The organism is Paenibacillus sp. TSM33, from assembly GCF_056099025.1.
Genome location: NZ_JBLZXB010000023.1, coordinates 286,674 through 310,458, shown reverse-complemented (window position 1 = coordinate 310,458; position 23,785 = coordinate 286,674). Strand labels below are relative to the sequence as shown.

The 23,785-nt window shown below is 45.1% G+C and carries 19 protein-coding genes and 2 riboswitches; of the genes, 9 read left to right on the top strand and 10 right to left on the bottom strand.

The annotated features are described in order from the left end of the window. Positions 1 to 22 precede the first annotated feature (22 nt). Both ACN6NF_RS24675 and ACN6NF_RS24670 read left to right on the top strand, forming a co-directional pair. Entirely contained in the window at positions 23 to 724 is a 702-nt protein-coding gene (locus tag ACN6NF_RS24675) for a dihydroorotate dehydrogenase electron transfer subunit (protein WP_474320134.1), read from the top strand. Beyond that, positions 705 to 1,637, top strand: coding sequence for a dihydroorotate dehydrogenase (locus ACN6NF_RS24670; RefSeq protein WP_474320133.1), 933 nt, complete (start codon positions 705 to 707; stop codon positions 1,635 to 1,637). The genes ACN6NF_RS24675 and ACN6NF_RS24670 overlap by 20 nt, the downstream gene beginning before the upstream one ends. Before the next feature lie 649 nt (positions 1,638 to 2,286). On the opposite strand, the gene ACN6NF_RS24665 is transcribed toward ACN6NF_RS24670, so the two are convergent. The 3 genes from ACN6NF_RS24665 to ACN6NF_RS24655 all read right to left on the bottom strand — a co-directional run bounded on the left by ACN6NF_RS24665 (position 2,287) and on the right by ACN6NF_RS24655 (position 4,230). Continuing rightward, positions 2,287 to 3,030, bottom strand: a complete 744-nt coding sequence (locus tag ACN6NF_RS24665) for an SDR family oxidoreductase (RefSeq protein WP_474320132.1) — start codon at positions 3,028 to 3,030, stop codon at positions 2,287 to 2,289. Positions 3,031 to 3,312: 282 nt separating this feature from the next. Continuing rightward, entirely contained in the window at positions 3,313 to 3,690 is a 378-nt protein-coding gene (locus tag ACN6NF_RS24660; RefSeq protein ID WP_474320131.1) for a MerR family transcriptional regulator, read from the bottom strand. A 357-nt stretch (positions 3,691 to 4,047) separates the two neighbouring features. Beyond that, positions 4,048 to 4,230, bottom strand: a complete 183-nt coding sequence (locus ACN6NF_RS24655) for a hypothetical protein (RefSeq protein WP_016822587.1) — start codon at positions 4,228 to 4,230, stop codon at positions 4,048 to 4,050. Positions 4,231 to 4,518: 288 nt separating this feature from the next. On the opposite strand from ACN6NF_RS24655, the gene ACN6NF_RS24650 reads away from it, so the two are divergent. Both ACN6NF_RS24650 and ACN6NF_RS24645 read left to right on the top strand, forming a co-directional pair. After that, positions 4,519 to 6,105 carry an ATP-binding protein gene (locus ACN6NF_RS24650; RefSeq protein ID WP_474320129.1) on the top strand — a complete coding sequence of 529 codons (1,587 nt, stop codon included), beginning with the start codon at positions 4,519 to 4,521 and terminating at the stop codon, positions 6,103 to 6,105. Further along, on the top strand, positions 6,102 to 6,839 hold the full coding sequence (locus tag ACN6NF_RS24645; protein WP_474320128.1) for a response regulator: 738 nt from the start codon (positions 6,102 to 6,104) through the stop codon (positions 6,837 to 6,839). Before ACN6NF_RS24650 ends, ACN6NF_RS24645 begins: the two co-directional genes overlap by 4 nt. Positions 6,840 to 6,890: 51 nt before the next feature. On the opposite strand, the gene ACN6NF_RS24640 is transcribed toward ACN6NF_RS24645, so the two are convergent. Then, positions 6,891 to 7,910 carry a 2-hydroxyacid dehydrogenase gene (locus ACN6NF_RS24640; RefSeq protein ID WP_474320127.1) on the bottom strand — a complete coding sequence of 340 codons (1,020 nt, stop codon included), beginning with the start codon at positions 7,908 to 7,910 and terminating at the stop codon, positions 6,891 to 6,893. Between the two features lie 17 nt (positions 7,911 to 7,927). After that, positions 7,928 to 8,983, bottom strand: coding sequence for an AEC family transporter (locus tag ACN6NF_RS24635; RefSeq protein WP_123797811.1), 1,056 nt, complete (start codon positions 8,981 to 8,983; stop codon positions 7,928 to 7,930). A 292-nt stretch (positions 8,984 to 9,275) separates the two neighbouring features. Here ACN6NF_RS24635 and mmuM point away from each other — a divergent pair, with 292 nt between their 5' ends. After that, positions 9,276 to 10,220, top strand: a complete 945-nt coding sequence (mmuM, locus tag ACN6NF_RS24630) for a homocysteine S-methyltransferase (RefSeq protein ID WP_474320126.1) — start codon at positions 9,276 to 9,278, stop codon at positions 10,218 to 10,220. Between the two features lie 183 nt (positions 10,221 to 10,403). On the opposite strand, the gene ACN6NF_RS24625 is transcribed toward mmuM, so the two are convergent. The 5 genes from ACN6NF_RS24625 to rhaB form a co-directional block, all read right to left on the bottom strand. Beyond that, positions 10,404 to 12,692, bottom strand: a complete 2,289-nt coding sequence (locus ACN6NF_RS24625; protein WP_474320125.1) for a GDYXXLXY domain-containing protein — start codon at positions 12,690 to 12,692, stop codon at positions 10,404 to 10,406. A gap of 142 nt (positions 12,693 to 12,834) precedes the next feature. Then, complete coding sequence (locus ACN6NF_RS24620; RefSeq protein WP_474320123.1) at positions 12,835 to 13,731, bottom strand: helix-turn-helix domain-containing protein; 897 nt, start codon at positions 13,729 to 13,731, stop codon at positions 12,835 to 12,837. 181 nt (positions 13,732 to 13,912) lie between these two features. Next, complete coding sequence (rhaD, locus tag ACN6NF_RS24615; RefSeq protein ID WP_474320122.1) at positions 13,913 to 14,758, bottom strand: rhamnulose-1-phosphate aldolase; 846 nt, start codon at positions 14,756 to 14,758, stop codon at positions 13,913 to 13,915. Between the two features lie 51 nt (positions 14,759 to 14,809). Continuing rightward, positions 14,810 to 16,066, bottom strand: coding sequence for an L-rhamnose isomerase (gene rhaA / locus ACN6NF_RS24610; protein WP_474320120.1), 1,257 nt, complete (start codon positions 16,064 to 16,066; stop codon positions 14,810 to 14,812). Positions 16,067 to 16,070: 4 nt separating this feature from the next. Continuing rightward, positions 16,071 to 17,561 (bottom strand): rhamnulokinase, encoded by a 1,491-nt coding sequence (gene rhaB / locus ACN6NF_RS24605; RefSeq protein WP_474320118.1) that lies wholly within the window; start codon positions 17,559 to 17,561, stop codon positions 16,071 to 16,073. 328 nt (positions 17,562 to 17,889) lie between these two features. After that, positions 17,890 to 17,993: riboswitch (purine riboswitch) on the top strand. Between the two features lie 156 nt (positions 17,994 to 18,149). On the opposite strand from rhaB, the gene ACN6NF_RS24600 reads away from it, so the two are divergent. From ACN6NF_RS24600 to nikB, 4 genes are all read left to right on the top strand, one after another. Continuing rightward, a complete protein-coding gene (locus ACN6NF_RS24600; RefSeq protein WP_474320116.1) occupies positions 18,150 to 18,767 on the top strand; it encodes a xanthine phosphoribosyltransferase in 618 nt (205 codons plus the stop codon). Next, entirely contained in the window at positions 18,761 to 20,068 is a 1,308-nt protein-coding gene (locus ACN6NF_RS24595) for a nucleobase:cation symporter-2 family protein (RefSeq protein WP_474320114.1), read from the top strand. Before ACN6NF_RS24600 ends, ACN6NF_RS24595 begins: the two co-directional genes overlap by 7 nt. Before the next feature lie 765 nt (positions 20,069 to 20,833). Beyond that, positions 20,834 to 21,038, top strand: a riboswitch (cobalamin riboswitch). Positions 21,039 to 21,254: 216 nt separating this feature from the next. Continuing rightward, positions 21,255 to 22,838: an ABC transporter substrate-binding protein gene (locus tag ACN6NF_RS24590; RefSeq protein ID WP_474320112.1), complete on the top strand. Its 1,584-nt coding sequence runs from the start codon at positions 21,255 to 21,257 to the stop codon at positions 22,836 to 22,838. Between the two features lie 15 nt (positions 22,839 to 22,853). Continuing rightward, entirely contained in the window at positions 22,854 to 23,783 is a 930-nt protein-coding gene (nikB, locus tag ACN6NF_RS24585; protein ID WP_474320110.1) for a nickel ABC transporter permease, read from the top strand. Positions 23,784 to 23,785: the final 2 nt, after the last annotated feature.

The following is a 23,785-nucleotide window of genomic DNA, read 5'->3' as shown; positions in this document are numbered from 1 at the left end:
GAGTGGTTAGTGGAGGGGTTATATGGCTAACGTAATTTCAAATGTGGCGCTCGTTCCGGGCATTTATGTAATGAAGATAGAGGGGAAATTTAAAGGAAAGATGGGTCAGTTCTACATGTTGCGTAGCGGGACAGGTTACCCACTGCTGCCCAGACCCATCAGCATTTATGATATCGGGGAAGAGAGCATTTCCTTTCTATACCGGGTTGTTGGAGAGGGAACCAATTTATTTTCCCAGTTACAGCCTGGTCAGGAGATTCAGTTGGAAGGACCTTTCGGAAACGGGTTTCCGCAGGTTGAGGGCAGTCTAGCTTTAATCGGCGGTGGCATGGGTACAGCACCTTTGTTGTTGGCTGCAAAATATTACCCGCAAGCGCACGTTTATCTGGGGTTTGCACAGCAAGCCTTCGGGGTTGAAGCGTTCGAGGCTGTGGCGGCATCTGTGCAGGTTAAGGTAGGGGGAAGCATCGTCGAAGAGGTCGATCCGGCTCGTTATGCGAATATGTTTTCCTGCGGGCCAACTCCGATGTTGCAAGCACTTGCGTTGAAAACGGCGGGTACAGCGTCCCGTTTATATATTTCAACAGAAAGACACATGGCTTGCGGTATTGGCGCATGTTTGGGCTGTACTATGCGTACCCGTGAAGGCAATCGGAGGGTATGTAAGGAAGGGCCTGTATTCCCGGTGGAGGAGGTGGAGTTCGATGATCTCCATGGCGTGTAATATAGCAGGTGTACCGTTCAAAAATCCAATTATCATGGCATCGGGTACGTTTGGATTTGGGCGTGAGTTTGCGGAGTTCTATTCTCCTGAACTTCTCGGCGGCATCGTCGGCAAGGGACTAACCCTTCATCCGAAGGCGGGGAATACGGGGCAACGAATACATGAGACAGCATCAGGCATGCTGAATAGTGTAGGATTAGAAAATCCGGGTGTGGCGGCCTTTTTAAAGGATGAACTGGATGACATGACTCGCTGGAACACGGCTGTTATTGCTAATGTGGGTGGCTCCAATCTGGAGGAATACGTACAGGCCGTAGCCATGATTACGGAAAACGCGCAAAAACGCCGTACAATGAACCGCAGGGGCGTTGATATGCTGGAATTGAACATTTCATGTCCCAATGTGAAGCAGGGTGGAATGCAATTTGGTATCCAGACAGAGGTAGCGCGGGAGGTTGTGCGTCAGGTGCGCAATGTGACGGCACTTCCGCTAGTTGTTAAGCTGTCTCCAAATGCAGAGAACATCACGCAAATGGCAGTGATGTGCGAGGAAGAAGGCGCGGACGGCGTTTCGCTGATCAATACATTTTCTGCAATGAAAATAGATATACGTCGGCGTCGCAGTGTCTTTGCCAATACGTATGCAGGCCTTTCCGGCCCGGCAATCAAGCCAATTGCCTTGCGTATGGTTCACCAGGTGGCGCAGGCGGTATCGATTCCTGTGATCGGGATGGGCGGGATCAGCTCGGTGGAGGACATTATTGAATTCACGATGGCAGGGGCCGCCGCCATTCAGGTGGGAACGTATAATTTTGTCCATTTACATGCAGGGGCTGAGTTGGTATACGGACTAGAACAATGGATGCAGCAGGAAAAAGTGCAGTCGTTGGATGAAATACGAGGAATTTTGTAATTTGGTACCTTTTTATGTATAAACAAAAGCATACAAAACTAGTATTATCCCCTTTAAGTAGACAAGAGAAAAAAGACATCTGGTAAGATAGATGGATTTAATCTTGTTGAACGGAGGGTTTTTTTCATGACCCAAAAAGGACAAACATTTCGCCAGTACTCTGAGATTTTAGAAGCAAATCGTCGCTTGGAGTCCTTCACAACGAGACAATCTTCCTCGTTAACGAAACACTAGACACACTAAGTAAGGATGTAAATCTGGAGGGGGAAAAGCTCGGAATCCTTAATGCCATTCCAGGTGAGGAAACTGTCCGGACAATGCCTGCACAGATAATTAAACCTGAAACCTTAGCCGAGGCAGAACAACAGGTATATGAATATATCTCATTTTATAACCAAAATTCCAGGACAATGAAACAACCGTTCCCCGGTTGAATACCGAGAAACGGATGCTGCTTAAAAGTGTCTTTTTAGCCCTTTCTACTTTACTGGAAAAGACCTAAATAGCGACTTTCAACGGTACCATGTTCTTGTCCTCGAAAAGTGTCGGGACAACATCAGTCAACTGGTCTTCCTTAGAGGAATTACTCGTAAATTTTCTCTATCTTTTGGAGGAGAAGATTGAAGCCGCTGCGGCTGTAGCGAAAACTTTATAAGCTTTGAGACGTAGGACGGACAATCAGTTCGTTAATCGTTACGTTAGTCGGCTGCTGGATCGCAAACAGTACGGTTCTCGCAATGTCGCTAGGGTCAAGCTGACTCCATTCCTGGCTGCCCAATTTCTCCAATGCCGGATAAATCGAGTTGTCAGTGATGGTATCGTACAGCTCGGTCTCCACCGCGCCTGGGGAGATGAGAGTCGTCCGAATATTTTGCATGGGTCCCAATTCGGTTCGCATACCTTCTGTTAAAATCCGTACGGCATGTTTGGTCGCACTATAAATAGAGCTTGAAGGGAAGATGATATGTCCCGCAATGGACGAGAAATTAATGATATGTCCCTCATTACGTTCTTCCATATGTTTGTACACTGCTGCCATCCCATAGAGCACGCCCTTAATGTTCACATCGATCATTCTCTCCCATTCGTCAACTTTCAAATTTTTGAAGAACGAAAGTGGCATTATCCCAGCATTATTGATCAAAATGTCGATTTGTCCATAGACTTTAATGGTTTCATCTGCCAATGCTTCCACGTCGGCAAACGAGGTGACGTCAGTCACCTTGTAGCTGGCTTCACCTCCAGCGTTACGGATTTCTTCTTGGAGTTGCTGTAATCGGTTTTCCCGGCGAGCAGCAAGCATGACTTTAATGTTGTGTTGAGCGAGAAGTTTGGCCGTTGCCGCTCCCATTCCGCTGCTTGCACCTGTGATGATTGCTACTTTTGTATTCATGTGTACTTCCCCTTTGTTCTTATATTAGCCAGTAATTGCTGGCTTGATCCCAGGTTATCAATTAGAGTTTAATATAAGTCAAGCTTCAATGATTTAATAATTCGTACTGGCAAAAATCCCACCAATCCGTGGTGTTTTAGATAATAAAGAATAATAAATAGAAAAAAACGGAAAATAAATACATGAAATATATTAGAGTTTACTCTAAGGAATGCATTAAAAAGACGCGTTCTCCATCCGGGGAACGCGCTCCACTTAGAGTGAATGTTGCAAGACGACGATCTAGGGCAGCATCTTGGCCAATCCTTTTTCCTGCATGTCATATAATGCCAGCTTGTAATTGATTTGCTCCAAATATTTAATAGTTTCCGAGAGGTCCTTTTCCACTTTTTCCTTGTGCATAAGCATCATTTGTTTACGCATTTTAAGCGTGTTCTCGCCTTCTTGGTATAAATCTACATATTTCCTGATCTCGACAAGTGGCATGCCTGTCGCTCGCAGCGCCAAAATAAAATTCAACCAGTCCATACTCTCTTCGTCATACAATCGATTGCCACTCGAATCGCGTTTGACGCATGGTAGAATTCCTTCCCGTTCATAAAACCGAAGAGTATATGGGGTAATTCCGGTTTTTTCCGAAATTTCTTTAATCGTGGACATCGCTTTCTCCTCCAGTCATCAAAGTAAACTCTAATCTTTATCTTTTGTTCATTTCCATATTACTGGCGTTAAAAGCTGATTATTAAGGGGATATCCTAGTTTAACGGCGGATTCAACAAGCTTTTAACTTAGAGTTTACTGTATGGATTAATATGTATTCAATACATAATTCAACAGAAAGAAGATATTGTTTATATCAGATCAATTTTAAACTGGACACTTGATGACAATCTTGCAGTTTACTGTTTAACCAGCAGCGATTCCTGAAAAAATTAAACGACCTTTTCTCGGCAGAGTACCTGGAAAAGGTCGTAGCTTAAAGTTATCTTTTTTATTTGACCAAACAGCCAGATTCAACTAATGGTTAATATCGCATTTGTTCAAGATGAACGAAATTTGATTTTCCAGCCGATGAATGGCTTCCTTGGATGCCTGGTCGTTGGCACCTTGTGCCTGAAGCGTAGCGAGCTCCTGCTTGAGCTGGTGAAGGTCTTGTCCTGCATGGGAGCAGTCGTAATTGCTTTCGAGATTGTCAATCATCCGTTATCCTCCCTTTCGTTAGGTATACGTCCTTATTATGGAGGATTGATCTTTCCTTATTCAGCATATTGTTCTATTTCAGGTACAGACTACGTTAATTCCCAATGAGGCGCGTAAAGCTTGCAGAATAAGAAGGGAATTTGTCAAACAATGTCGAATAAAAAGGGATTATAGGGGCAAGATAGGCTCTTCTTCTCATGGAGAGCTTGATAAAGAAGCTGGGTGATAGGGTTGCGGTTAAAAGGCAAGTTGAAACCGAGAAGACAATTCAAAGTTTCGCTACAATTCATGATTATTATTTTGGTTGTTTTAGTTATTATTATTTCCTTGATTATATCCTTGCTTCTCATTCGTAATTTCGTGATTAACAAGCATTTTGATAATACGAAGGAAAAACTTTCGGGTATTGCCAAGGTGGTTGCCAGTGACAACGATGTGATTCGTAATGTTGAGCGGGGAGTTCCTGTGAGACAGATCCAGGATTACTCGCTTGGAGTCATGCATAACGTTAATGTGGATTTTGTAGTTATACTGAATCACGATTTAATTCGGTTATCCCATCCGAATGCAACCATGGTTGGCAAGCCGTTCTCTGATTTGAATGATGCGAGAAGAGCGCTATCTGGTCAGGGACATTTTTCTGAGAATATCGGTATTTTAGGCCAAGGCTACCGTTATTTTACGCCGATATTTAATCAACAGAATGAGGTCATTGGCATTGTATGTGTAGGACTGACCATGAGAACGCTAAATCATGATTTGATGCAGGCGCAGTATACCATTTTTGGAGGACTGATGCTGGGGCTCTTTAGTGGAGTTCTGGGGGCGATCATTCTGGCGCAAAAAATCAAAACGATTTTGTTTGGGCTGGAACCACAAGAAATAGCAACACGATTACGAGAAAAAGTAATTATTGAAAATGAGGTCGCTGAAGGCATTATAGCCATTTCGGCTGACAAGAAAATTATGCTCATGAACAAGGAAGCTCAGGCCAAGTACCAACTGACTAATCAAGACAGGAAAGCCCCGATTGGAGAGCAAATTGATACCAACTTTTATAACGCGCTCTTCAAGAAAGTGTTTGATGATAAGAAGAAGATCAAGGATCGCTCGTTTTATGTGAATGGTATAGAAGTCATTGCGACAGTAACCCCTATACATGTTGAAAATGAGTTTTTTGGGGCAGTTGCCACGCTGCGCGATCAATCCGAAATGATTCATCTTAGTAATCAGTTGAGTGGCACCAAATATTATATTAACTCTCTTCGCGGACAGACGCATGAGTTTATGAACAAAATGCACGTGATCTCGGGACTGATTGAGATGAGGAAATATGAAGAAGTCAGTCAGTATATTCAGCAGCTAAATCACCGATATCAAAATGAAGTAGGCTTTCTAACAGAGAGAATTAAGGTTCCGGCGTTAGCAGGTTTTATTATGGGGAAAATCAACGAAGCACGCGAGCAGAATATTTCGGTGTTACTGGAAGAAAGCTCGAATGTCTCCAATCTAGAGATGCAGGACATTGTTCATGATGTCATACACATATTGGGCAATTTTTTTGACAACGCGATAGACTCCATTTTACAAAAAAAACAACCCGGCAAAATTGAATTAAAATTGAATTATGAGTGCGAGGGAAATGTGTTCATTTTGAAAGTGAAGGATAATGGTATGGGGATTGATTCCGAAATGCAACAAAGAATATTCGAGCATGGCTTCTCAACCAAAGGAGAGGACAGGGGTTACGGCTTGAATCTGGTTAAAACCATGGTGGATAATCACCAGGGCATCATTGAAATTGACAGCCAACCTGGCCTGGGAACAAGTATCTATGTAGAGTTGCCCTGTACATTGGAGGTGACGAGTGAATGAAGGTACTCATTGTTGAGGATGATCCCATGGTTGCTGAGCTCAACCAACAGTTTATTGAGCGTATGGACAACTTGGATGTGGTAGGTAAAGCAGATACCGTCCAGAAAGCGCAGGATTATCTTCAGACACACACACCGGATTTGGTATTGCTGGACGTGTATTTACCCGGAAAAAGCGGATTAACCTTGCTATCCCATATGCAGGAGCATCAGTACCATGCTTCGGTTATTTTAATTACGGCTGCAAAGGATATCCAAACGGTGAAGGAAGCTGTTTTTTATGGAGTGGCGGACTATCTAATTAAGCCTTTTACATTCGAACGTTTTAAGCTGGCTGTGGAGAAAATCCAGCGTCTGGCCATGGTAATGGAGGAAGGGAACGGAATTAATCAGGCTGTCATTGATCAATATTTTAATAAAGAAGAGCCTATGGGTGTGGAAAAGAAAAAAACTGTTGAACATCTATTCCTAAATCTGTCAAAAAATCTCTCTAAAAACTTGTCCAAACTGACCATGACTACCATACTGAAGAGTATCCAAGAGCTGGACGGACCCTTTTCGGTTGAAACCTTAGCTAGAGAAGTGGACTTGTCCCGCATTACAGTCAAAAAATATATTCAGTTTCTGGTAGATGATGGATTCCTGATTGAATCGATAGAATATCATAAGGTTGGAAGGCCGCTAATGCTCTATCAGATCAATCCTAATATAAAAGAACCGCCATTTCCATTGTAATCTGGAGATAGCGGTTCTTTACTTTCCAATGAGTGTGCCAGGCTTCCTGCATTATTTCATAGCGAGAACAGGAAGTGGAACTAGATTGTCTGAAGAATGAGTTGTAATGATATCATGGAAGTTTTCATAGCTGGTTTCAATCATGTTGGACAACGCAGTAACCGTATTCGAGCCGGCATGAGGTGTGACCAAAACTCTTGGATACAGCTCTACAAGCTTCTGGATCGTTGGGTCCGGGAGCATTTGCCATGGGTCAAATGCTTTGAAAAATAGCTCTTCCTCTTTAGGGAAAACATCTGTTCCGAACCCCTCCAAATGATTGCTGAGCAAAGCATCCAGAATGGCTTGGTTATCTTGCAATTCCCCACGTGAGGTGTTAATAAGAATAGATCCTTTTTTCATTTTTGCTAAAAAGCTGGCATTAATCATCTGGTCATTCTGTCCCGGCAAGTATGGAACGTGCACACTGACGATGTCACTCTCTTCCAGTAATTCATCCAAGGTTGTGAATGGAATGAGTGCCTTGGCTGCATTCGATTGGTACACATCATAGCCGATAACAGAAGCGCCTAATCCTTTAAACAATTTGGCTTCCGTCAGACCAATGCGACCGACCCCGATAATCCCGACTTTGCAATTGTGGATCTCTTTGCTGAACGTATGCTCGTCCACAATAAAATTTTTGAAAGAGCTTTTGGTAGTCATATAAGCAGTGTGACGGAGCAGCATCATAGCCAGCGTTAAGGATAACTCTGCAATAGCATTCGGAGAGTAGGATGGGACGCGTGCGACCTTCATTCCGAATTCGCTGCAAGCATCCAAATCAATGTGATTGATTCCGACGGTTCTGGTGAAAACATATTGAATGCCGTACTTATTGAATTTTGTGAGGTTTTCTCGATTGGCAGCACAGTTTCCTCTTAACAAAACAGCATCGTGATGCTGCGCCAGTTCTGCATTGCTGGAGGTTAGTAGCTCTTCTACCAGCGTCAGTTGAAAGTTATATTTATTAAGCTCATGGAAATAGGGCTTCTCATATGAACGGGCACCATAGCAGATGATTTTTAACATGTTGTTTTCCCCCTGATTTAGAAAATTCCAATTTTATCGATGACATTGAGCGTAATGATCCACACTGGAATCATGACGACGGAAGTAATAGTTGATAGAAGCGAAGCGTTGGAAGTCAGTACAGCTTCCTTATCAAAACTGATAGCATAGGCTGCGGCTACGGTAGCTGTAGGAGTAGCCATCATAATGACAATAGTAGATAAAGCGACAGTATCGACCGACAGAATATGAGATACAGTCAACAAAGCCAGCAAAACGATATTCACAATAGGTACTAGCCAAACTTTAACAAGGCTGTAATACCATGATGTCTTGTCTGTAGCTGCCGATTTGAAGCTGATCTCACCCAAAGTCGAGCCAATCGATAGCCAGGCCAATGGAGAAGCTAGTCCGGCAAGGTAAGTCATGGGCTTGAACAGCCAGACAGCGGTTTGATCAATTCTTAGAAAAGCAAACTGCTGAATGGTCCCATCCTCTGTAGCCACACTCATTTGTGGTAAGTAACCCTGGAACAACCAAACAAACAAGCCTATAAAAGTCGCAATAACGATCGGATTCAAAAACATAGTTTTGAGATTTTTAAGCTCCATTTTTAAGCCGCTCATTTTGATATAGCCATAAGAATATAAGAAAATGCGGTAGCCTATATTAAAAATGGAACTGTACATCACTCCGGTAGGACCGTAAATGGCACCGACAATGGGAATTCCGAAAAAAGTAGTAGAACCGAAAATAGTTAGTACCCGCAAAACATCCTGTTTATCCTTGTTGTAGCTCAGGAAGAACGGTTTGGAGATAAAGATGAGAATGATATAAATGAGAATTCCCCAGATTAAAACATTCATGCCTTGTTTTAATATGGTAGGATTGATATCCTGCATGAAAGAATTAAAGGCTAGTGCTGGTAGAGCCACGGTGAGAACAACCTTAGATAGCATCTTTCCTACGGCTGCGGTAAAAATCCCCTTCTTGCGGCAAAAGAAGCCGAGCAGGATAATAAAAACAGTAGAAGCGATAGAACTGACAATACTGTTATCTGTTAAGGTCGCTTTAATCATTTCTAGTAAAGACATAGATAAAACCCTCTCTTGTACCTTTTTTCACATAATTGACGATGCAAAATGTGACTATGCAATTCCCTGATCTTTTGGCCAAAGTGTTTGGTTTGCACCTTTATAGTAAAAAAACTTTGTGAAAAAAAGAACAATATCTAATTAATTTAACTTATGAAACTAATTTAAAAAATTTATACGTTACATCAGAATGTAAATGTGAGGTGCCCATCAATATACATGCTATAATATAAAAAATTAATTCCAACCTAGTCAGTGGGTTAAATAGAATTAGACAAGCAGGAGGGGCCGCATGAATCCGATACAACGTATACTGAACAAATTTCAGCTGATCGTGCTGGACGGCGCAATGGCTACTGAACTAGAACGTCACGGGCATGATCTGAACGATAGCTTATGGTCGGCCAAAATCCTCTATGAACATCCAGATTCGATCAAGCGTGTACATCGAGATTATTTTGAGGCTGGGGCAGACTGTGCGATTACGGCGAGCTATCAGGCCACCGTGAAAGGCTATGTTCAACGCGGGCTGAGCGAAAATGAGGCATTGAAGCTTATTCAGTCATCGGTGCAGATTGCTGTACAGGCACGAGATGAGTTTTGGGCCGATGTGACGGCTACTGCAAGTAAGCAACGTCCCAAGCCGCTAGTCGCGGCCTCTGTCGGACCCTATGGGGCGTTTCTCGCTGATGGTTCAGAGTATCGCGGCGATTATAGGCTGAGCGAGGAGCAGCTTATGGAGTTTCACAGGCCGCGCATGAAAGCTTTGATTGAGGCGGGAGCAGACATTTTAGCTTGTGAAACGATACCTTGTCTGGTTGAGGCTAAGGCTATCACACGATTGCTGAAGGAATTCCCCGGCACGTATGCCTGGATCAGCTTTAGTGCAAAGGATGAGCAGCATATCAGTAACGGCGAGTCTGTCGCCGCATGTGCAAAGTGGCTGAATGAGCACGAGCAGGTGGCTGCGGTAGGGATCAATTGCACGTTGCCCAGATTCATTCCATCCCTTATTCACGAAATACACAGCCATACGGATAAGCCGGTAGTGGTATATCCCAATTTGGGGGAGGAATATGACCCAGTCACCAAGACATGGCATGGCCATACTTGTACAGAAACGTTCGGACAGAGTGCCCGTCAATGGTATGAAGCGGGAGCGCGTATGATTGGCGGCTGTTGTCGGACTCAGCCACAGGATATTAAAGAAATCGTGGCATGGTCGAGAGAGGTATAAACGAGGATAAGCTTTTAGGGGAAGGTTATCCATAAGGAGTTTTCCTCCATATTGCAAAAGAAAAAGCAGGCTGAACCGAGTTATGCTCCAGCCATGGAGCGGCCTGGTTTAGCCTGCTTTTTGTACAAATATATTTTTAAAGCCCCGCTTCGTTCAATGCCTCTACCTCATTGCCAATCCAGATCAGCTTTCCACCAAACGTTCCAGCAGCGCGTCTCCATTGCGGCTGACCCGAATATAGGCGTAATGAGCGTTCTGTTCAACAGTACGTCCGGTTCCTTCGGGAATGAAATAATTCTCAATACCGTACAGAATACGAGAACCATTCCATTGTCCGTTAAGAATGATTTCATGATGGGCAAGCACTTCACCATCTTGATACAGACGATCAGCAATATATACTCCTCGGCTATCTGGTATGAGAACGACTTTAACTTTGCCTCGGTTCCAATCCTTCTCCTGAAGAGGGTCCTTGGAAGGAGGGGTAGAAATATCGTAATTCAGTGCCACATAATCGCCCTGCAGCAGGGAACGCGGGTCTATAGGAGCCAGCTTGAGCTTAACGGAGGCACCTGTGGCGAGCAGGGTTTCACTTCTCGCCGTCTGGTAGCCGATAGTCCCCAGCTGTAGTACGATGACGATGGCAATGAGTAACGGGCTTAAGCGCATAAAGCTAAAGCTGCGGTGGTCGGCATCGAATGCTGCTTTGCCGCTATGAGCCATTCGTCGATCGAACCACCAGGTAATTCCGAGTGTAATGATCCCCAGCAGCGCCAGTGTAAAAGATTTATACAGCAGCGTCCACAATAAATCATAGTATTTGAAGCCGATAAAAATAAACCAGAATACGACGCTCGTAATGGCCTGCGATTTGTGTTTATGACGGATAAAGGCGAAGACCATCCCTGTAACGATAACAAAATAAAAAATGTTAATGAACATATAAGAGTGTGGAATGACATCCTCAAAAAACGTCGTCCAGAACAGGAACAATAAGCTAAAGAATAATGAACTATCCCGAAGATGTTCTTTTAAATCTGTCTTGAGCACAAAGTAGCTTACCCCATATAACACGGCATTAAGCACGAATAGGGCGAAGATGATGAATTCATAGGTCCAGTTCCAACCATACCATTCTTGATACTGCTTTAATAAAACAGTCGCCATATTCAGGTTTACAAAAGTATAGGCAAAAAATTGCTGCCTTTTCCCCTTGGAGCGAAACCATCCGGCGATGGAAACGATCAGAAATAATACTGAAAGTAACGTCTGGTCTGACCATAAAATGGCCGCCAGACCGGTAATATAGCTGATGGTCAGCAGTGTATAACGGACTACAGAATCCAGCTTGGACTCCGGTATGACAATCATCGTAATCATTAGCAGCAAAGACACACTCAGCAGTACATATTCGGTGTGATTTACGTTCGTGCTAATCATAATCAGTCCAATGAGGGATATACTGCCAATCAATACTCCAACCACTTTGATTACACGGGATACGGTTTTGCTGATCCATTCACTACTGCGGTCTTCGGAAACAGTTGTCTGCGCATCGGATTTTGCGATATCTTCTTTGTTCTCATTGGGTATTTCTCCAGCCTCCGGAGACGGTTTTCCCAAACGATTTAAATAACGGAAAAACCATACGTTACCCGTCAGTAGCAGTGCCACAAAAATCAAACCGAAAACAAAGAATAGAGATGAAGAGTACGCCTCTGCCAGCTCTATAAATTTAAAGACAGCAAAAGCCGAGAGAGCCAATGCATTTAAAGTCAGTAACGTTTTATTCAGCCGAACCTTGATAAATATATAAAATCCTAAAGCAATCACAGCGATATGCGGTATATTCATGATCAGGCCATACCCATCGAACGCAAAGGAGTTGGTCATCGCCAACATAGCTATCTGGAGAACAGTAAAGCTTATATATTGTAGTGGAGCAGAATGTATACGATGAAGGAACGTCAATAGAAATAGCACCAGATTGAATATTGCGAACACTCCAGCAATGGACAACGATTCCAGTTGGCTATAAGACGCGCTTTGCATCGTTGGATAAAAATAAAGCCATACACCCAAATGAATCAATACATAAGACAGCATATAAAAAGGATTGTAGCGGGTGATCCAGCTAAGCAGTAAAGCCGGCACCGACCAAATGAAAAACAATCCATAGCTGTCTGCATGGGAGTTGTAAATTTGACCGAGCAACGCCACGGAAACGCCGAAGGCTACACAGCCAGCCAGCAGAAATATATTGGACAGAAAAGCTTGTTGCCCGGGAACAGCACGAACACGTGCAAATACAAAAGACAAGCCATAGAACAAAACAATAAGCGCAACAGCTAGCACAATTTTGGCTGTCCGATCCAGTCCGCCCCAATTGGAGGCGAAAAAATAAATAATCGCAGCCAGTATCAGTGAGATGCCCAGCAGATAACCTGTACGTATAGCATTAAATCGCAGCATGGAATTCACGTACCTTTCCTGTTGGTATGATGCCTATTATAGCGTTGATAGGGCTCAGAACCAAGTACAAATTAGGATCAGGTCATAAAAAAGGGAGAGCCGCCGTATGATGGTGGTTCTCCTGATCATTACTGGATTCCGACTAAGCGTTGGCAGTGCGGATCTCTTGCCGGGATTGATGCCGAAAGCGATACTCTCGGGGTGGAATTCCTGCTGTTTTCTTAAATGCCTTGGAAAAGGTGGACATATCGGTATAGCCGATGGATTGGGCGATAATCGACAAATTGTAAGTAGTCTGTTCCAGCAACCTTTTGGCTTCGTTAATCTTGAGGGTTTGTAAATACTTGGCGGGGGAGATGAGGAAGGTGGAATGGAATTTACGTGAAAAATGCGCACGATCCACCCCTACATGCTCGGCAATTTGCTCAATTGTAACACGGTCACAATAATGCATTTCGATGTAATCCTTCCCCTGCTGGAGCCAATAATCAGAGCATGCAGAGTTGCGCAGCGCGTCAGATGTGTTGCGGGACAACTCCTCGAAGATCTGATGTAGTGTAATTAAGCGGGCCAGATCGGTGGCCTGTCTGTTGTGGTCGTTGACGATGGAAAATAGGTTGGAGATCAGTTCGAGGATGTCCTCGCTCACTGCGTTAGCTAAAAATGGCTTAGAAGGGTTAATCCCGATCCGCTCCAGCAGCGCCAGAGATTTTGGTCCCTCAAAGGCGATCCATACCTTTTGTAATGGGTGCTCTTGGTCGGTGTAATATTCATAGGCAAGATGGGGGAAAAAACAGAACAAATCAGACTTTTGGACACGATACTTCTTTTCCTTATAAATGAACTCAGCCTGACCTTCAAGTACAAAAATAAAATAAAAATAAGGGACAGCCTTGGGGCCGACATGACAGCTTGTCTTCGAAATATCCACACCCAGTCTGACTGGCCAAATGGCACTGGATTTTTCCAGTTCGGTTGTTGTGAAATAATGGTCTTCCACGATGTCGAAGTGATCTTCATTCTTTGTTCTTCTCATCATTGTCACCTCTCCTTTGGTGGAGATAAGGAATTTTGATTTTATTGTATATAAAGGAAAGTACAATTACAAGTTAATTCATTGGAATTTAGGGTTATAGAATTAAAACGGTAAAGGCTCCATGGCTGGTTTGAGACGAGCCGTGGAGCCTTATAGAGTTCTATGCTATACGATTAGCCCGTATTTATACGTTCAGGATTCCTTCTTTTGGAGTAACATTAAAGGCTTTAGCCAGATCCGACAGCTCCTGATCTGTAATTCGTTGCTGGATATCATGCTGAGCAATCAGCATATAAATTTGCGCTGCTTTTTCAATCGTTTCAATCAGGCCAAACGCTTCATCAATGGAGCTACCTGTTCCGAAAATGCCGTGATGAGGCCATAATACAGCGTGATGATCCTTCATTTTTTGCGCTGTTTCACGGCCGATTTCGCTGGAGCCTGGCACCATCCAAGGGATTACACCGATACCGTCTGGAAAGACTACGATACATTCGGTACACATTTCCCACAGCGTTTTGGTGAATTGGTTTTCGTCCAGACTATGAATGAAGGTCATAGCAATGACATGGGTGGCATGATTATGGATTACAACCCGATGGTTGGGATCGACCTTCAAGCGCTCAATATGGCTCATAAAATGAGACGGCAATTCGCTGGTAGGAACCGCGTCATGCTTGAGGCCCCACAAAATTTCTAGCTGCTCACCATCTTGGGATACACGCAGGACTCCTAAATTGGCTTCCGGATCGGCAATAACGTTTTTGAAGTACTTGCCTGATCCAGTGACGATAAAATATTTACCTGCCAGTTCATTCACTGGGAAAGCAGGTCTAATCGTTCGAATAACTTTATGAATATCAATATATTTGGCAACCTCGGCTTCATCCAAAATATAGCTTACATTTCCTCCGTTGCGTTCATCCCAGCCGAATTTCCACATGTTTTGCGTAATTTCCGCCATCTCGCGAACAAATGGGATATCCAGTCCTGATTTTCGTTCTTTTTGATTCTCCAGCACAGTAGTCATGGATGATCTCTCCCTTTGGATGATATTAATATAAAATGATCAGTGCAGTAGTTACCGTTTCAGCAGGACCTGTTGTTCATAGTTTTTAGCTTCGGTTAGCCATTCCTCACGAACGGGAACGCCGTTTTGAGCGCAATAGTAATCCCATACAGCCCCAAACGGATAGGATTTAAACTCTTCCACCAGGGCAAGTCGCGTAGTGAAGTCTTTTTTCTCTTCGGCTTTTCTCAGTTCCTCAATCGGCTCCAGCATGGCGCGAAGCAACGCTTTAATGGTGTTGCGTGTTCCGATGACCCAAGCAGCCACGTGGTTGATACTGCCATCAAAGAAATCAAGGCCGATATGAGTGCGGGAAAGCAGCTCACCGCGAACGAGCTCACGGGCAATGTCCAGCAATTCGTCGTCCATCGTCACGACATGATCGCTATCCCAACGAACGGGTCTGCTGACATGGAGTAATAATTGATCGGTGAACATCAGCACAGAGGACAGTTTGTTCGAAATGACTTCTGTCGGGTGGAAGTGACCGGAATCGAGACAGATAGATTTCCCCCGTGTCAGGGCGTAACCCATATAGAACTCATGAGAGCCGACGACATAGCTTTCCGAACCGATGCCGAACAGTTTACTTTCAACTGCATCGATGTTGTAATCTGCACTAATTTCCTCGCTGAAAATCTCGTCCAGAGCGTCCCGCAGACGTTCTCTTGGAGCCAAGCGATCCACCGGGGTATCCTTGTAACCATCCGGCATCCAGTGATTTGTGACACAAGGCTGACCGAGTTCCTTACCAAAATATTCTGCAATTCTGCGTGATTTCTTACAGTGTGTGATCCAGAAATCGCGAATTTCCGGGTCCTTGTGGCTTAGGGTGAAGCCGTCTTCCGCTTTGGGGTGGGAGAATAGGGTCGGATTAAAATCAAGTCCAAGCCCTTGCTGTTTGGCCCAGTCTACCCAGTTCTGAAAATGGCGTGGCTCCAGTTGATCCAGATCTACTTGTTCTGTAGTATCCGCATAGATCGCATGCAGGTTAACCTTGTGTTTACCGGGAATGAGCGATAAAGCCTTTTCTAAGTCCTGACGCAGCTCATCTGGCGTGCCTGCTCTGCCCGGGTAGCTGCCTGTTACGGCAATTCCTCCGCTAAGCTGTTTATCGTTGAATAGGAATCCTTGCACATCGTCTCCCTGCCAGCAGTGTAGTGATATTTTGATTTGTGAGAGTTTACGTAAAACGTCATCCACCTGAATACCGTGGCGGGCATACAGCTTTTTCGCTTCGTTATAACTCGCTTCAATGGCTTCGTTCATGGTTTTACTCCTTTACTGAGATATGTGAATAAGGGGATGTTGCTTGTATCTTGAGGCGTTCCCAGCGATCCAGAAGCTCTCCCATGCTTTCCACCGATTGCGGCTCATATAGCCGAGTCGGAAAGGAATTGGCTATGGTTCGGCCAGCAGCTTTCAGATCTTCAAAAGCACCAGAACTGATTAATTGTACGATAATGTTGCCGATGGCCGTCGATTCGGAAGGCCCTGCCTGTACCTCAATTTCTAAAAGGTCGGATGTTAGCTGACATAGTAATTCGTTGTTAGCACCTCCGCCGACAATGTGCAATCTGGTAATCGTTTCTCCTGTTAAACGTTGTAACTCATGTAAAGCATCCCGGTAGCTTAAAGCCAGACTGTCAAAAATACAGCGGGCAAGTGCGCCAGGTGTGTGTGGGACAGGCTGCCCGGTTTCTTCACAGAACCTCTGAATCTCAAGAGTCATACTATCCGGATTTAAGAATGAGGATTGGTTACAGAGGACAAGACTGACAAATGGTGTCTCTGCTGAAGCCAATTGGGCCAATTCGGCAAAGCTATGTGCAGAACCACCTTCTCTTCTAACCTCCTGAATCATCCATAAGCCCATGATATTTCTCAAAAAACGGTATGTGCCGTAAGCGCCCCACTCATTGGTGTAGTTCGCCTGCATAGCTGGTTTGGTATTCAAGGGTTGGGATCGTTCCATACCCAGTAGCGACCATGTTCCGCTACTAATATAAGCCCAAGACTCTTCTCGCGGTGATGGAACACCTGCAACCGCCGAGGCGGTATCGTGTGTAGGCACAAGGATGAGCTGGCAGTCTGGAAGATCGTATTTCTGAACAAGCTCCGGCAGGATGGGGCCCAGAACGCGTCCAGGCTCAGCCAGCTCTGAAAACTGATTGCGCCGAAGTTGGAGCAGGGAGAGCAGGTCCTCATCAAACTCACGAGTGTTCACGTTGAGAAGCTGCATCGTGGATGCATTGGTCATTTCATTGACCATAATGCCTGTCAGGCGATAGTACAGATAATCGGGTACCATCAATATTTTATCTGCTTGGGCGAGTTGTTCCCGATCATGGACGAACAGTTGATATAGGGTATTAAAGTTTAGTTCCTGGATGCCCGTTTTCTCATATACATCTTCTCGGCTGATGAGCTGGTGCAGCTTATCAGGCGCATGTAGAGTGCGTGCATCGCGGTATGCGTACATCTCATGGATGCGATGACCTTCCTTATTAAGTAACACGTAATCTACAGCCCATGTATCAATGCCGAGCGTACAGGAATCGATTCCATTTTGTTTGGCTTTTTGCAGTCCCTGGATGATCTCATCAAATAAATTGTCTATATTCCAGTAATCGTGCCCGTTCCTTTCAGTAAAGGAGTTGTTGAAACGATGAAGCTCTTGCAAGTGAATTTGTTCACCTTGTAGAGTTGCACTCACGAGTCTTCCGCTTGAAGCTCCAATATCAACAGCAAGATAGTTGTTCATATCTAATCTCCTTGCATGGATGAAATCCCGGCAGCCTGAAAGACTGCCTTTTGTTTCTTAACTAACTCCATACTACTTCCGTTTGTCTGTGCAGTCAACATAAACGGAAACCTTATTATTGGTTTTATTTTTGAATTTAAAAATAAAAGTAAAATTAAATGTTGTTTTGTATTGTTTTCCGTTTTTTAATATCTGCTTTCTACTATATATATACTTCAAACATGGATCGGTGTATGGCTGCGATATTCAAATTGTGGAAGGTTCTCCAAATGCCGCTGTTTGTATGAAAAATAGTCTTGAAACCGCCCGCCAGAGGGTGTAGTATACAAGATATCAATTTCATATGACTCGTATAATATTGGGGATATGGCCCAAAAGTTTCTACCGGATGACCACTGTAATCGTCCGACTATGAGTGATAGCGCATCAGCTTCGGATGAATGCGGGCATTTTATTTGTGCGCCAATCCGTCAGGGATTACGACCCCAAGGACAGGCTTCACTTGAGAAACGACTCAAGGGAGCTTGTCCTTTTTTGGTTTTGGCAGGTTTTATTCTATTTTAAGTACAGAGGAGCGATATTCGCATAATGAAAGCTTTGGAAGAACGTATTCGTCAAGAGGGACAAATTTTATCCGATACGGTGTTAAAGGTAGATTCATTTTTGAACCATCAGGTGGATACAGCATTAGCATTGGAGATTGGTCAGGAGTTTGCACGTCTGTTTGGCAGTGCTCCAATTACCAAGGTGCTTACTATTGAAGCTAGTGGTATTCAATTTGCTATGGCTACTGCTATTGCTTTGGGAGTACCGTTCATTTATGCGAAGAAAAAGAAGGCGATCACGCTGAATGAACAGGTATACTTCGCAGAGGTTCACTCGTTCACTCGGCAGGAAACCTATCAGGTGAGCATTTCCCAAAAATATCTCGATGCTAGCGACCATGTGCTGATCGTGGATGATTTTTTGGCAACTGGTGCAGCTTTGGTCGGACTTACCGATATTGTGAAGGAAGCAGGAGCAGAGCTGGCCGGAGTTGGCTGCGTAATTGAAAAGAGCTTTCAGGAAGGACGCGGACTGTTGGAGCAAAGAGGCATTGCCGTACGTTCTCTGGCGCGTATCGCTTCCATGACACCGGGCGAAGTTCATTTTATAGAGGAAGCTGGCAAGGTGATTCCTCCCGTTAAGGAGAATGTGGGATGTTAAGTAAACAAAAATTATTTGCGCTGGGCTTCCAGCATGTCATGGCGATGTACGCCGGAGCCATTGCCGTTCCTCTGATTGTAGGGGGAGCGCTGCACCTGACGCCAGCCCAGATGGCCTATCTAGTGGCTGCTGATCTATTCACTTGTGGGATTGCTACATTATTACAAATTATGGGGACACGCTTTTTCGGTAGCAGACTTCCTGTCATTTTAGGCTGTACGTTTACGGCAGTAGGACCCATTATCGCAATTGCTTCGACCTCAAATCTGGCGACAGCGTACGGTGCCATCATTTTGTCCGGTATATTTGTGGTGCTTGCGGCACCGCTATATGGTAAGCTGTTACGCTTTTTCCCAACGGTGGTTACTGGCTCGGTCGTTACGATTATCGGTTTGTCCCTTATTCCGGTGGCGATGAACAATGTAGCGGGTGGTCAAGGCAGCGCGGATTTTGGACAGCCGCGTAATTTGCTGCTGGCGCTGGTTACACTACTGGTTATTCTGCTTGTCAATCGAGTGGCTAAAGGCTTTTTACGCTCGATTTCCGTTCTTATTGGTCTGTTCGCGGGTACTGTAGTCGCCTATGCGATGGGAATGGTGCATTTTGCCCCCGTAGCGGATGCTTCATGGGTGAGTATTGCGCAGCCGTTTTATTTTGGCAAGCCGGAGTTTAGCATTATGGCAATATGTACGATGATTATCGTCAATATTGTGAGCATGGTCGAGTCTACGGGGGTTTATCTGGCAGTAGGCAAGGCGATTGATCAGAAAGTGGAGCAAAAGCAAATCGTCAATGGACTGCGTTCGGAAGGACTTGCGATTATGCTAGGGGGTATTTTTAATGCGTTCCCTTACACGGCTTTCTCGCAAAATGTGGGTCTGATCTCGCTGACTCGCGTCAAATCACGTAACGTTATTTTTGCTGCGGGCGGCATCATGGTCGTCCTCGGTTTGCTGCCTAAGCTGGCTGCCTTGACGACAGTGATTCCTAACGCTGTGCTGGGCGGGGCGATGATCGTCATGTTTGGCTCGGTTGCTGCATCAGGCATGTCTATTTTGTCAGAAGTGGATCTGCGGAAAGAAAGCAATCTGCTGATTGCAGCATGCAGTATTGCCGTGGGCCTAGGCTCAGCTGTTCTGCCGCAAATGTTCGACCAACTGCCGAGCTTTGCCAAAATGCTGCTGCAAAACGGCATCGTATCTGGCTCGATTACGGCAATTGTCTTGAACATTGTTTTGGCAAGAAAACAGGGTGAATCGGTCAAAAGCGTTAATGTCTCAGAAGTTCCACAGAAGGTTTGATGAATAGGAAATAAACAAAAACAGCCGGAGAGAGGACGTAGCCTCTTTTCCGGCTGTTTGGCATGGCGGTAATCAGAATGATTATTTGTTCAGTAGCATGAAGTTATTGATAACCCTCTTCTTGTATGAAAATGGGGGATTGAGAACCTAGTAGAAAAGTTTGCTAGAGTAGTAGATGAGGGAATGGTATAATCTACCTTATGGACTTTGAATAGTGGTGGATGTTTTCGGACCACGGCGCAGCTTCCCGAAAGGGGGTGAAGCCGATGGTCAACCTTGTGTCGTGCTACGATGTGCTACGTTGGATGGTTACGTTACTAAGCCTGGTGTTTAGTATTCGTAAACTTTATCGCTGGCTGCGTCGGAAATTTCGGAACAAGCGAAAACCCACCGCTTGATTAGGTTAGGCGCCTAACGGTGGGTTTAGCTAAGCATTTAGCGCGCCGTGGTGATCCACAGCCCTTCAAGTCCTAAGAGTCTTTGCCGTTGGCGCGGCGAAGGCTCTTTTTAGTATACGGATACGGTGGTTATCTCTATACCTAATTTTAGCACGTGAATTTCGTGCACGCAACGTTAAGACATACCTTCAATTGCGCGCAAGCAATGAATAGCCTTGGTCTTGATTCACACTATATCATTCAAATTTAAAATATTACGCTACACTTGTTGACAAGCCAGTAGCAACAAAATAAGATAATCCTAATTCGTAATAAAAAGGAATAAAGGAAGAAAACAGGTGTGAGCCGGACAACTCTATGTACGAAGTTTCGTAGAGACGATGTAGATAGTTGTTGAGCGTGTTCACTTAAAAGGGAAGTTCGGTAGATTCCGACACGGACCCGCCACTGTATACAGGCATCAGCAGGGTAATGCTGGAGCTTTCAGAACAAGCCACTGGAACTGTGAGGAACCGGGAAGGCCTGAAAGATACGCTTGGAGTCAGGAGACCTGCCTGTTTTGACATCACTGTCAGACCCACGGGATGCTGGGGAGGTGGTTAGGCGTGCTGCATACGGAATGTCTGAAACCAATCTGATTCCTTCTATGTTTTGGAGTTGACTTTGAGGTGAGTTTTGACATTTTATAATGAAAGCATTTCTGACTGCTGATCAGGTGGTCGGGAATGCTTTTTTCGCGTTTTGCGTTAGGTTTATACGATTTTACAAGATAGAGAGGGAAATGTGGGATGATAGGCAATCGTAATAGGCGTTCATGGTTCATATGTACAGGATGGCTACTGCTGATGGCAGTCATGGCTCTTTCGGGATGTGGCACAGCCACAAAGACGGAGGATAGCTCGGGCAAGGGTGAGAACAGGTCTGCACAACAGACTCAAGCAGATAAAAAGCTGGTGATGGCGTATACGTGGAAACCGTCAGGCGTCGATCCGCATGGAGACAATAGCTGGGACGTGATGCGTTCCGGTGCCGGTGAGACACTCATTCGTTTGAATGAAAAGCTGGAGCCTGTGGCTTGGCTAGCCAAGGAGTGGGAACATGACAGTCCTAACGTGTGGACGTTCAGCTTGCAGGATAAGGTCACGTTTCATAATGGAAAGAGCATGGATGCAGAAAGTGTAAAAGCATCTTTGCTGCGCTCAATCGAGAAAAGCCATCTGGCGAAGGATTTACTGGATGTGAAGTCCATTGATGTAACTGGTCCGCTGACGTTAGAAATTACGACAAACCAACCGAATGCAGCGCTGGTATCCAATCTGGCTGATCCGTCAACGATCGTGCTGGATGTGGCATCCATGAAAGATGAGCAGAGCTACCCTGCGATGACAGGTGCTTTCAAAATTAAAGCCTTCAACAAGGATCAATCCTTGGTCGTCGAGCGTTATGACGGATACTGGGGCGAAAAGGCACGACTGGCTGAAGCGACGATGAAATTCATTACAGACGGTAATTCGCGCCTGATGGCGTTGCAGTCTGGTGAAGTGGATGTAGCGACGGATATTCCGGTAGATAACGCAGAGGTATTAAAAAAGAACGACAAGCTACAAGTGCTGTCGGCTCCATCCTTGCGCACCCATATGATTGTGTACAACATGGAATCGCCTGTGTTCAAGGATGCAACCAACCGTAAGGTGGTGGACAGTCTGATTCCGCGCGCATCCATTGTGAGCGCCGTCATGAGGGGATTTGGTACGGAAGCAAGCAGCCCGTTTCCGAGTATTCTTCCCTTCGGTAAGATTGAGCGCAAAGCATTGGACGGAACGACGGAGCAGTTGTTGACGAAGGATGGCTGGCAGAAGGATGCCCAAGGTACGTGGACCAAGCAGGGTAAGCCATTCGAGGTTACACTGCTGACCTTCCCTCAGCGTCCGGAGCTATCCGTCATGGCTGAGGTGATTCAGAGCCAATTGCTAAATGAGGGAATCCAGGTCAAGATTCGCAAGGTGGAAAATATCGACGAGGCGTTGACCAAAAACGATTGGGATTTTGCTATGTACAGCATGCTCACGGCCCATACAGGGGAGCCGCAATATTTTATGGACATGTTCTACTCCTCTACAAGTGCAGCGAATGTAAGCCGTTATGCTTCCAAACCGCTGGAGAATATTCTTCACAGCCTGAAGTTGGCAAAGGATACCGCACAGCGTAATGCGGTAACACTGCAAGCGCTGGATATCATCAATACAGATTTGCCGCAGTCGTTCATTGTGCATCCTGACAATGTGTTTGGTGTAAAAAAAGGAGTGAAGGGCTTTACGCCGCATCCGATCGAGTATTACTACATTACAGCGCAATCCGATATTGCGGAATAACGAGCAACGTATCCTATGATTCGTTTTATACTGGAACGTGTGGCGCAGCTGCCCATCATTGTATTCGTTGTATCTACGCTGACTTTTGTACTGATGAGGTTGGCCCCTGGTGATCCTGCTCTCATTTTACTCACCGCACATAATGTTCCTGCTTCTGGGGAGGCGCTGACCGCGCTGCGAAACGAACTGGGCTTGAATGAGCCGCTTCATATTCAATATGTGAACTGGTTGAGGGATGTGTTCACAGGGCATTGGGGAACCTCGTATGTGTCCAAGGAGTCGGTGCTAAACGAACTATGGAGCAGACTGCCCGCCACGGTGGAGCTAGCTTTGGCGGGCTTTGCCGTCATGACGGTGCTTACGCTTGGGATGGGACTGGCTGCCTCGCTAAAAGTCAGCGGTCCACTAGATCGTCTGGGCAGGCTGTTTGCTTTGCTGGGATCGTCGGTCCCTTCTTTTTGGCTTGGTTTTCTGCTGATCTATCTATTTTCCGTTCGCTTGGGCTGGCTCCCATCCATGGGAAGGGAGGACTGGACACATTTAGTACTCCCAGCGTTGACACTTGGTGCAGGATTAGGAACGGTGCAGGCTCGTGTATTGCGGGCTCAAATGCTGGAGCTGAGTGACCGAAATTTTGTGAAAGCGGCGAGGGCTCGCGGTTTTTCACGTATGCATATTCTCTTTTTTGAGATATTTAAACATGCCGTTCTGCCTATGATCACGCTGTTAGGTACGAATCTATCATTTATGCTGGCAGGTAACGTCATCGTAGAAACCATTTTTTCATGGCCAGGGTTGGGCAAGTATTTTATAGATGCAATTACGCAGCGGGATTACCCGGTGATTCAGGGATATGTTATGTTTGCCGCGTTTTTAATTGTAGGTGTTCAGTGTTTGGTGGATGTGGTTCAGACGGTGATAGATCCAAGGCTGCGTTTGCGTTAAGG

What these genes read in the sequence shown, in the direction of transcription:
- ACN6NF_RS24675 (WP_474320134.1), top strand. Translation starts at nt 23, where the DNA reads ATGGCTAACGTAATTTCAAATGTGGCGCTCGTTCCGGGCATTTATGTA.
- ACN6NF_RS24670 (WP_474320133.1), top strand. Translation starts at nt 705, where the DNA reads ATGATCTCCATGGCGTGTAATATAGCAGGTGTACCGTTCAAAAATCCA.
- ACN6NF_RS24665 (WP_474320132.1), bottom strand. Translation starts at nt 3,030, where the DNA reads ATGAATACAAAAGTAGCAATCATCACAGGTGCAAGCAGCGGAATGGGA.
- ACN6NF_RS24660 (WP_474320131.1), bottom strand. Translation starts at nt 3,690, where the DNA reads ATGTCCACGATTAAAGAAATTTCGGAAAAAACCGGAATTACCCCATAT.
- ACN6NF_RS24655 (WP_016822587.1), bottom strand. Translation starts at nt 4,230, where the DNA reads ATGATTGACAATCTCGAAAGCAATTACGACTGCTCCCATGCAGGACAA.
- ACN6NF_RS24650 (WP_474320129.1), top strand. Translation starts at nt 4,519, where the DNA reads ATGATTATTATTTTGGTTGTTTTAGTTATTATTATTTCCTTGATTATA.
- ACN6NF_RS24645 (WP_474320128.1), top strand. Translation starts at nt 6,102, where the DNA reads ATGAAGGTACTCATTGTTGAGGATGATCCCATGGTTGCTGAGCTCAAC.
- ACN6NF_RS24640 (WP_474320127.1), bottom strand. Translation starts at nt 7,910, where the DNA reads ATGTTAAAAATCATCTGCTATGGTGCCCGTTCATATGAGAAGCCCTAT.
- ACN6NF_RS24635 (WP_123797811.1), bottom strand. Translation starts at nt 8,983, where the DNA reads ATGTCTTTACTAGAAATGATTAAAGCGACCTTAACAGATAACAGTATT.
- mmuM (WP_474320126.1), top strand. Translation starts at nt 9,276, where the DNA reads ATGAATCCGATACAACGTATACTGAACAAATTTCAGCTGATCGTGCTG.
- ACN6NF_RS24625 (WP_474320125.1), bottom strand. Translation starts at nt 12,692, where the DNA reads ATGCTGCGATTTAATGCTATACGTACAGGTTATCTGCTGGGCATCTCA.
- ACN6NF_RS24620 (WP_474320123.1), bottom strand. Translation starts at nt 13,731, where the DNA reads ATGATGAGAAGAACAAAGAATGAAGATCACTTCGACATCGTGGAAGAC.
- rhaD (WP_474320122.1), bottom strand. Translation starts at nt 14,758, where the DNA reads ATGACTACTGTGCTGGAGAATCAAAAAGAACGAAAATCAGGACTGGAT.
- rhaA (WP_474320120.1), bottom strand. Translation starts at nt 16,066, where the DNA reads ATGAACGAAGCCATTGAAGCGAGTTATAACGAAGCGAAAAAGCTGTAT.
- rhaB (WP_474320118.1), bottom strand. Translation starts at nt 17,561, where the DNA reads ATGAACAACTATCTTGCTGTTGATATTGGAGCTTCAAGCGGAAGACTC.
- ACN6NF_RS24600 (WP_474320116.1), top strand. Translation starts at nt 18,150, where the DNA reads ATGAAAGCTTTGGAAGAACGTATTCGTCAAGAGGGACAAATTTTATCC.
- ACN6NF_RS24595 (WP_474320114.1), top strand. Translation starts at nt 18,761, where the DNA reads ATGTTAAGTAAACAAAAATTATTTGCGCTGGGCTTCCAGCATGTCATG.
- ACN6NF_RS24590 (WP_474320112.1), top strand. Translation starts at nt 21,255, where the DNA reads ATGATAGGCAATCGTAATAGGCGTTCATGGTTCATATGTACAGGATGG.
- nikB (WP_474320110.1), top strand. Translation starts at nt 22,854, where the DNA reads ATGATTCGTTTTATACTGGAACGTGTGGCGCAGCTGCCCATCATTGTA.